This is a genomic window from Staphylococcus devriesei, from assembly GCF_002902625.1.
Classification (GTDB): domain Bacteria; phylum Bacillota; class Bacilli; order Staphylococcales; family Staphylococcaceae; genus Staphylococcus; species Staphylococcus devriesei.
In genome coordinates this window covers 1-9,310 of record NZ_PPRG01000085.1, presented here as the reverse complement: position 1 = coordinate 9,310, position 9,310 = coordinate 1, and the positions used below count along the sequence as shown (strand labels likewise).

Annotated in this window: 12 protein-coding genes and 1 riboswitch; of the genes, 10 read left to right on the top strand and 2 right to left on the bottom strand. The window is 32.5% G+C overall.

The window, feature by feature from the left end:
• Positions 1-141: 141 nt before the first annotated feature.
• The 7 genes from CD147_RS11140 (at position 142) to yidC (ending at position 5,799) form a co-directional block, all read left to right on the top strand.
• Positions 142-540, top strand: coding sequence for a single-stranded DNA-binding protein (locus CD147_RS11140; RefSeq protein ID WP_103167527.1), 399 nt, complete (start codon positions 142-144; stop codon positions 538-540).
• Positions 541-892: 352 nt separating this feature from the next.
• The gene (locus CD147_RS11135) at positions 893-1,633 is read left to right on the top strand and encodes a transglycosylase family protein (RefSeq protein ID WP_103167526.1); all 741 of its coding nucleotides are present in this window, start codon (positions 893-895) and stop codon (positions 1,631-1,633) included.
• A gap of 100 nt (positions 1,634-1,733) precedes the next feature.
• Positions 1,734-1,835: riboswitch (TPP riboswitch) on the top strand.
• Between the two features lie 75 nt (positions 1,836-1,910).
• Positions 1,911-2,600 (top strand): thiaminase II, encoded by a 690-nt coding sequence (gene tenA / locus CD147_RS11130; protein ID WP_103167525.1) that lies wholly within the window; start codon positions 1,911-1,913, stop codon positions 2,598-2,600.
• Complete coding sequence (thiD, locus tag CD147_RS11125) at positions 2,593-3,414, top strand: bifunctional hydroxymethylpyrimidine kinase/phosphomethylpyrimidine kinase (protein ID WP_103167524.1); 822 nt, start codon at positions 2,593-2,595, stop codon at positions 3,412-3,414. Before tenA ends, thiD begins: the two co-directional genes overlap by 8 nt.
• Positions 3,407-4,198 (top strand): hydroxyethylthiazole kinase, encoded by a 792-nt coding sequence (gene thiM, locus CD147_RS11120; RefSeq protein ID WP_103167523.1) that lies wholly within the window; start codon positions 3,407-3,409, stop codon positions 4,196-4,198. The genes thiD and thiM overlap by 8 nt, the downstream gene beginning before the upstream one ends.
• Position 4,199: 1 nt before the next feature.
• Complete coding sequence (thiE, locus tag CD147_RS11115) at positions 4,200-4,838, top strand: thiamine phosphate synthase (RefSeq protein WP_103167522.1); 639 nt, start codon at positions 4,200-4,202, stop codon at positions 4,836-4,838.
• A gap of 88 nt (positions 4,839-4,926) precedes the next feature.
• Positions 4,927-5,799, top strand: a complete 873-nt coding sequence (yidC, locus tag CD147_RS11110; protein WP_103167521.1) for a membrane protein insertase YidC — start codon at positions 4,927-4,929, stop codon at positions 5,797-5,799.
• Between the two features lie 68 nt (positions 5,800-5,867).
• Here the strand turns inward: yidC and CD147_RS11105 are convergent, their stop codons facing one another.
• A complete protein-coding gene (locus tag CD147_RS11105) occupies positions 5,868-6,509 on the bottom strand; it encodes an HD domain-containing protein (protein ID WP_103167520.1) in 642 nt (213 codons plus the stop codon).
• Between the two features lie 133 nt (positions 6,510-6,642).
• Positions 6,643-8,127 carry a cardiolipin synthase gene (gene cls, locus CD147_RS11100; RefSeq protein WP_103167519.1) on the bottom strand — a complete coding sequence of 495 codons (1,485 nt, stop codon included), beginning with the start codon at positions 8,125-8,127 and terminating at the stop codon, positions 6,643-6,645.
• Between the two features lie 186 nt (positions 8,128-8,313).
• On the opposite strand from cls, the gene csoR reads away from it, so the two are divergent.
• The 3 genes from csoR (at position 8,314) to CD147_RS11085 (ending at position 9,051) form a co-directional block, all read left to right on the top strand.
• Positions 8,314-8,607, top strand: coding sequence for a copper-sensing transcriptional repressor CsoR (csoR, locus tag CD147_RS11095; protein WP_103167518.1), 294 nt, complete (start codon positions 8,314-8,316; stop codon positions 8,605-8,607).
• 12 nt (positions 8,608-8,619) lie between these two features.
• Entirely contained in the window at positions 8,620-8,826 is a 207-nt protein-coding gene (csoZ, locus tag CD147_RS11090) for a putative copper chaperone CsoZ (RefSeq protein ID WP_103167517.1), read from the top strand.
• Between the two features lie 87 nt (positions 8,827-8,913).
• Positions 8,914-9,051: an Lmo0850 family protein gene (locus CD147_RS11085; RefSeq protein ID WP_103167516.1), complete on the top strand. Its 138-nt coding sequence runs from the start codon at positions 8,914-8,916 to the stop codon at positions 9,049-9,051.
• Positions 9,052-9,310 lie beyond the last annotated feature (259 nt).

The window sequence follows — 9,310 nt, the reverse complement described above, 5'->3', positions numbered from 1 at the left end:
TTATCAAATTTAGCAGTAATTTATTAACTATTTTCTTTAAATATATCAAATTTTGAGTATCAATAGGAGAAAATTTATTAAAAATAGAATTTTGACGAGAATCATGCTAATGAATAATATAGAGATAGAAGGAGGTGAGATATGCTAAATAAGATAGTCATAGTTGGCTGTATGACCAAAGACGCACAAATTTACGATAAAGAGGAGGTGAAAATCGCTACCTTCAGTGTTGCTACTGAACGTAATTATAAAGATGAAAATAATGAAATAGCTTGTGATTATATTTTTTGTAAAGCATTCGGCAAAACAGCTAGTAATATTGAAAAATATACTAGTCAAGGATCACTTGTAGGTATAACAGGACAAATGCGCTCCCGCAAATATGAAAAAGACGGACAAACTCACTTTGTAACGGAATTATACGTTGAAACTATTAAATTTATGTCTCCCCAATCTAAGAATAATGAATTACTTACTTCCCTCACATACGACGAAGACACTTATCCCTTAAATAATCTTGAGATAACTAATATCAATTAAATTTCTATATTTAACTCGAATTCTATCTATTCTATATATAACATCTTTCAATTATACTCAGAACCTCTCTTATTTATTCCCAACTTGGTAAGGGGGGTTCGTAATTATTGTTTAATTATCTGAAAGATTTCAATAGTATTACATAACAAACATATAATATTTTTTCTTGAACACTGTCATGAAAGTTTTAAATTAATGAATTCAATTAATTTGTACCATTATTCAATGTAATTTATATGTAAAAAAGAGCTCTCTTTTTTTATTTCACTGTAACCTACACTGGAGCTATGGATGTTAAAGTGTAACTTGTAAAATAATTTATGAACAAATTACGTAGGAGGATTTTTATACTATGAAAAAGACTATTATTGCTTCATCATTAGCAGTAGGCTTAGGAGTAGTAGCTGGTAACGCAGGTCAAGCTGATGCGAGTGAATCTCAAATTAACAAGGCAGAGTTAGCACAATTAGCAGAATCAAATGATCAATCATTAAATCAAGGTCCTATCCAAGAGGGCGCATATGATTATCAATTCAACTTAAATGGTAAATCTTATCATTTCTGGTCAGATGGCACTTATTTCCAATGGGAATATCATCCATCTAATGGTGCAACAGTAGATAACACTGCTCAACAACAAGCATCAACTCAAGCAACTGGACAACAAGCTAGCGCACAAGAAACATCTTCTTACAATCAAGAAGCACCACAACAAACTAGTAACCAACAACAATCAAATACAACTCAACCAACACAAACACAACAAGCACCACAAACTGAGCAAACTCAACAACCACAACAATCTACTTCAAACAGTAGTCAATCAAGTAGCGAAGCTTCAAGTGGTTCATCAGTAAATGTTAATAGTCATTTACAACAAATTGCTCAACGTGAATCAGGTGGAGACATCAAGGCTGTTAACCCAAGTTCAGGTGCAGCAGGTAAATATCAATTCTTACAATCTACATGGGACTCAGTAGCACCTGCTGAATATAAAGGTGTATCTCCAACACAAGCTCCTGAACATGTTCAAGATGCTGCAGCTGTTAAATTATACAATACTGCTGGCGCATCTCAATGGGTGACTGCATAATTTAAATATATAATATATTTTAGCTAAGGCATCTTTTAAAGGTGTCTTGGCTTTTTTATTTGCTAATTAATTGCCAATTTGATATTGTGAAAGAAATAATAAAAGCTACTAGGGGAGCCTTATTTATGGCTGAGATGAATGATTCAGACCCTTATAACCTGACTTGGTTAGTACCAACGTAGGAAAGTAGTGATGTGAACGTTTCATTCATATTCTAAGAGTGAAAGCTACATTTCTACGTTGAAATGTAGCTTTTTACTTTTAAGGAGGAAATGAAATGACTTTTTCAACTGAGTTAAAAGAAGCTTCACAACCTATTATTGAGAAAATTTATAATGATGGGTTTATCCAAGATTTATTAAAAGGTAGTTTATCAAATCAAGCGGTACGTCAATATCTACGCGCTGACGCTTCGTATTTAAAAGAGTTTACTAATTTATATGCACTTTTAATACCTAAGGCACCAACTATGAAAGATGTTAAATTCTTAGTTGAACAAATCGAATTTATGTTGGATGGCGAAGTAGAAGCACATGAAATTTTAGCTGATTATATTAATGAACCTTATGAAGAAATTGTTAAAGAGAAAGTTTGGCCTCCAAGTGGTGACCATTATATTAAGCATATGTATTATCATGCGTATGCACATGAAAATGCAGCGTATACAATAGCAGCTATGGCTCCATGTCCATATGTGTATGAAGTTGTGGCTAAAATGGCATTAGAAGATAATAATTTAAATAGAGATGCAATCACAGCTAAGTGGTTTGATTTTTATAGTACTGAAATGCGTCCACTTATTGAAGTGTTTGACCGTTTATTAGATGAACTAACTGAAAATTGTACTGAACAAGAAAAAGCGGACATTAAAGAAAGCTTCTTACAAAGTACAATTCACGAACGTAATTTCTTCAACATGGCTTATATTGATGAACAATGGAACTTTGGAGGGGCTAACCATGAATAAACCTAAGATTGCTTTAACTATCGCAGGTACAGATCCAACGGGTGGAGCAGGAGTAATGGCGGACTTAAAATCATTCCATGCATGTGGTGTATATGGAATGGCAGCTATTACGAGTATAGTAGCTCAAAATACAAAGGGCGTTCAGCATATTCATAATCTTGAAACAAGCTGGGTAAAAGAGCAACTTGAAAGCGTCTTTGATGACGAGTTACCACATGCAATTAAAACGGGTATGATTGCTACAAAAGAAACAATGGAATTAATTCAAGGATTTTTAAAAGAACATTCAGATATCCCGTATGTTATTGATCCAGTAATGCTAGCTAAAAGTGGTGATTCATTAATGGATGATGATACTAAAACACATTTACAAAATACATTGTTACCTTTAGCTGATGTTGTTACGCCTAATATACCGGAAGCTGAAGAAATAACAGGCTTAAAAATTGATACTGAAGAAAATATATACAAAGCTGGAAATATCTTTATTAATGAGATTGGTAGTAAGGGCGTCGTAATTAAAGGTGGCCATTCTGCTGATTTAAATAATGCTAAAGACTTTTTATTCACTAAAGATGGTGTTTATACCTTTGAAGATCAACGTTTTGATACAAAACATACGCATGGTACAGGTTGTACATTTTCAGCAGTCATCACTGCAGAACTTGCGAAAGGTAAAACAATTTATGATGCAGTGAAAAAAGCTAAAGACTTTATTTCAATGAGTATTCAATATACCCCTGAGATTGGTCAAGGACGTGGCCCTGTAAACCATTTCGCTTATATGAAGAAAGTAGGATTAGATGATGAATAATTTAGAAAAATTAAGACAAAATAATCCATTAGTTGTATGTTATACAAATGATGTCGTTAAAAACTTTACTGCAAATGGTTTACTTAGCATCGGTGCTAGTCCTGCTATGAGTGAAGCACCTGAGGAAGCCGAAGAATTTTACAAGGTAGCGAGTGCGTTATTAATTAATATAGGCACCTTAACTAAAGCAAATGAAGAAGATATAATTGAAATTGGTAAAATTGCTAATAAACAAGGTACACCTATCGTTTTTGATCCTGTAGCAGTCGGTGCTTCAACTTATCGCAAAACATTCTGCCAAAGATTTTTAACGGAAGTAGAAGTCTCAGTTATTAAAGGGAATGCTTCTGAAATTCTTACATTAGTTGATACAAATACAACTATGAAAGGTACAGACGGTGATACTAACCTTGACCCAGTATCTATTGCAAAGAAAGCCTATGAGAAATTAAATACCGCTATCGTTTTAACAGGTAAAGAAGATGTGATTGTTCAAGATAATAAAGTAGTTAAATTATCTAACGGGTCGCCTTTATTAGCTAAAATTACAGGAGCAGGATGTTTATTAGGCGGTATAGTGGCAGGTTTCTTATTTAGAGAAACGCATCCATCAATACAGGTCTTGGAAGAAGCGGTAAGTTTCTATAATATTGCTGCTGAAATTGCTGAAAATGATGATCAAGTTAAAGGGCCAGGCATATTTTTGCCACAATTGCTTGATCAAATGTATTTAATGAATTATGAAACATATGAACGTGATGTTAAACGTGAAGAGGTAGATTAATATGTTTAAAGCGACAGATTTAAATGTCTATTTTATTTGTGGAACTCAAGATATACATCAAGGTTCTGACATTAAAAATATTTTAAAACAAGCACTAGAGGCTGGAATTACGTTATTTCAATTTCGTGAAAAAGGTCCAGAATCATTAAAAGGAGAGGCTAAAGAGGCGTTAGCTAGAGAGTTATTAGCATTATGTCATGAGTACAATGTTCCTTTTTTAGTTAACGATGATGTTGAGTTAGCATTGAAAATTGATGCCGATGGAATTCATGTAGGACAGGACGATGAAGAAGTAATCTCATTTATAAATGATTTTAAGGATAAAATTATCGGATTGAGTGTAGGAAACGAAAAAGAATATCAAGATTCAGATTTAACACATGTTGATTATATAGGTGTAGGACCAATGTACTCTACACTCTCTAAGGCAGATGCTAGTGCACCGGTAGGCCCCGAAATGATTAGCACTTTAAAACATACTAACCCTTCCTTACCAATGGTAGCTATTGGTGGTATTAACGAAGATAACATTGAGCCTATTGCCCAAGCAGGTGCTGATGGCGTATCTGTAATTTCAGCGATTGCACATAGTCATAATATTGACAAGACTGTTACTAAATTACAAAGTTATTTCAAATAAATGATAGTTTTTTTCTTTTTTTGTTTTCTAGTACACTATGATTATGATAAAATAAGCTCTATGTGAATATATCAATAGAGGTGTAAAAATGAAGAAGAAAGCGTTACTACCTTTGTTATTAGGGGTAATGGTCTTTTTAGCCGGGTGTGATTATTCTAAATCTAGTAATAGAGATGGATTTTTCTACAACACATTCGTTGAACCAATGTCTAAAGTACTACATTGGTTAGGCCATTCAGTTTTTAATGATGATTATGGTATTGCAATCATTATATTAGTCTTAGTCATTCGTATTGTGTTACTACCTTTCATGCTTTCAAACTATAAAAATAGTCATATGATGCGTGAGAAGATGAAAGTTGCTAAACCAGAAGTTGATGGTGTACAAGAAAAAGTTAAACGTGCACGTACTCAAGAAGAAAAAATGGCAGCTAATCAAGAAATGATGGAAGTTTATAAAAAGTACGATATTAATCCTATGAAGAGTGCTTTAGGTTGTTTACCAGTACTTATTCAAATGCCAGTCGTTATGGGGTTATATTTCGTATTACGTTATCGTATTGGTGGCGGAATTTCTGAACATCCGCATTTCTTATGGTTCAATTTAGTACATCCTGATATTTGGATTACAATTATTGCCGGTGTACTTTACTTTATTCAAGCATGGGTTTCAAGTAAACAAATGCCACAAGAACAGCGTCAAATGACATATATGATGATGATCGTTTCACCAATCATGATTATTTGGATTTCGCTAAGTTCAGCTTCAGCGTTAGGTTTATACTGGTCAGTCAGTGCAGCATTCTTAATTGTACAAACATACTTCGCTAATATGTACTATGAAAAAGTAGCTAAAAGAGAAGTTGCACCAATGCTTGAAAAATTTGAGAAGAATAAAGACTCAAATTCTAAAGGTAAAAATACTCAAGTAGTTTCTAAAAATAATAAAAAGAAAAAATAGAAAATAAATTTACTTCTGTATATAAAAAGCATCGATATCCTTTAATGGTATCGATGCTTTTTGACTATTTATAAATGCCATTCAGAGTAAAATTGAGTTAAAAACTGTTTCATAAAGTCGTGCCGTTCTTGGGCAAGTTTGTGACCAGTAGAAGTATGCATTAAATCTTTTAATTTAAGTAACTTATCATAAAAATGTCGAATTGCAGAAGGGGGCAATGTTACTATATCTTCTAGATTAGGAGGGCTAGAATAAGGTGATTCTGTCCACATTGGTTCATTAAAATGACCAGCAAATTGGAAGGTTCTTGCGATACCTATAGCACCAAGTGCATCTAAACGATCAGCATCTCTAACTATTTGGCCTTCAATTGTTAATTTTACGTTATTATTGGTCCCCTGCCGATAACTTAAATTTTCAATAATAAATAAAATATGCTGTTGATCATCTTTAGACAATTCAATCGTATTAAGAAAAGTTTTTAATCGATTTAAAGATTGTTCTTTATTTGTTAATTTATCATCGATGACGTCGTGCAAGAGAGCTGAGAGAATAATAATTAATTCGTTGCCTTGTTGTTCTGATTGGTATATGATGCGTGCAAGGGATGTCACACGTTCTACATGTGCTATGTCATGACCAGAATAGTCATTTTCATGAAAATGATACATATAATCTTGTGCTAACTTTATTTGTTGAGATTGTTCCATAATATACTCCTTTATAAAATTAAAAATGAAGACAAAATGACATATGGAGCAGGATAGAAATCAATAATTTCAAAGATTTCATAGTCCTGCTCCAGAGCATAAACAGTATATAGTTAAGTCTTATCTCAATATATTATAAAATAGGCGATAATAATTGAGAAATACCTTCTTTAAACTTCACCCATGTACTACGCTGATTATATAATTCTTGGGTTAAGCGATAAGATACTTTCATATCATCTATAAAGGCTTGCTTAAGTTGCCAGGCAATGTCTTCATCATATATAAAAGCATTAACTTCAAAGTTAAGAGTAAAACTACGATTGTCCATATTAGTAGTTCCCACCGTAGCAATTTCATCATCAATGATTAACGTCTTAGAATGGAGAAAGCCATTATCATATTTATAAATTTTTACTCCAGCCTCTAATAAAGAAGCGGCGTTTTTTAATGTAGCCCAATATACAAAAGGATGGTCTGGCATGTTAGGAATCATTAAGTTAACTTCTACGCCACCCAAAGCTGCAATCTTAATAGCATCTAAAAAGGCTTGATCTGGAATAAAATAGGGTGATTGTATGTAAATTGAATGTTTGGCAGATGAAATCATCTTTAAATAACCGTATTTAATTTGTTCCCATTCTTCATCAGGACCACTTGAAGCGATTTGAACGCCAATCGTGCCACCTGAATCAACATCGGGGAAATAGCGCTCGTTGTATTCGATAAAGTCACGACTAGATTGGGAATTCCAATCTAAAATAAATCTAAGTTCTAAAGCATTTACTGAGTCACCTTCAAGACGTAAATGGGTATCGCGCCAGTAGCCAAATTTTTTATCCTGACCAAGATACTCATCTCCTACGTTAAACCCACCAACATATCCAATTTTGCCATCTATAATAACAATCTTTCTATGGTTACGGTTATTCATTCGTAGGTTTATAAGTGGGAGTTTAGATGGGAAGAAGGATTCGACATGCGCACCTTTTTCACGAAATCGTTTTAAGTCTTTCTTTCTTAGCAACCTAGACCCCATATCATCGTAAAGCATTTTAACTTCAAGGCCTTCATCTAATTTCTTCTCTAAAGCTGCAAGAATTCGACGTCCAAGATTATCACTTTTAAAAATGTAATACTGGATATGTATATAATCTTGCGCGTTTTTAATGTCTTCAATTAATGAATTGAATTTTGCATTTCCATCTGTAAATATTTTAATATTATTATCTGTTGTTAAAAAAGCAGCATTATTAAATAATAGCATACGAACCATTTCTTTAAACTTAACTATTTGATGATTACCTTTAGAGAAATCATCACTTTCTAATGCTTCAATTTGTTCATCAACTATCATTTCAAGTCCTTTACAATCTTCTTTTTTTAATTTGAAAATTTGATCGCGTTGAATTTGGCGTCCAAGAAGTAGGTATAGCATGAAACCTATAACTGGAAGAAACACTAAAACTAATAGCCATGCCCAAATTGAACCTGCACTACGACGTTCCATAAATATAATGACAAACGCAAAAATTAAGTTTAATAGAAAGGCAACAATTAATATGATATTAATTAATAATGATGAATGTGAAAATGATAAGGAATATAAATCTATCATATAATGCCTCCTACTTTATATAAAATTCTTGCATGTAAAAAGAAACTCTAAATTAATACTTAAATATAATTGTATCATGGTAAATAAGAAATAGCATGACCATTTTCACAGATTATAAGCATCTGTGATTGACGGATGTAGAGGGAAATTATACCATTAAGTAGAGTGAAAGAAAGGGTGACCACCTTGGAAAATCAAGATAACGCACATCATTCTGAACAGACAAAAATTAATTTAAAATCAAGATTAAATCGTATTGAAGGTCAAGTTAGAGCAATTAATAGAATGATAGAAGAAGATGTTTATTGTGATGATGTTTTAACACAAATTAGGGCAACACGTTCTGCATTAAATAGTGTGGCAACAAAATTATTAGACCATCATATGAAAAGTTGTATTATGGAAAAAGTAAATCATGGTGCTCAAGAAGAGGCGATGGAAGAATTATTAGTGACTTTTCAAAAGTTAATGAAAGATTAGAGGTAAGTAATAATGACAGTTAGTAAAGTGAGAATCGATGGACTTGAAACGCAACAACAATTAGATGCATTAAAACAACGATTGTTAAAAATGATTGGCGTAAGCAACGTAGAGATAGATTTAGAACTACAACAAGTAAGTATTGAATTTGAAACACCAACCAATTTAAATAGTATAGAAAAAGAAATTTATGATGATGGTTATAAAGTATTAAATTAAAAATCAAAATTTATTTTTAAAATGTGTAGTAAATGTATTTTAATTAGGGTAGTATATCCATGAAAGTCAAAAAACGAGGTGATTACTATGAGTAAACAGGATAAGTTACAAAATGTAGTCAAATTATTATCGTCTTTAGGTGTAAATATTAAAAAAACAAAATCTCGTTTAGACATTATTAACACTTTGCCCGCATCAGCGCCAGCTCGTCCAGAAGTTAAATAACCTCATCATAATATTAAGATAATGTTATTTAAAGGAACGAAATAAGCATGAGTGATAAGACTGACACATTTATCATTTTTGTTCTTCGACATCGATTTGCGGTATACTAAAGCAATAATTTTTCAAACAAAAACAGGCTACTAAATTCTTAAATATGAGAATTTAGTAGCCTGAATTTATATTGTAAAAGTTATTTATCTTTTATTGGCATGGTTTGACGTTGATGGAAATGTATGGATAAAATCACACCTATACCGAC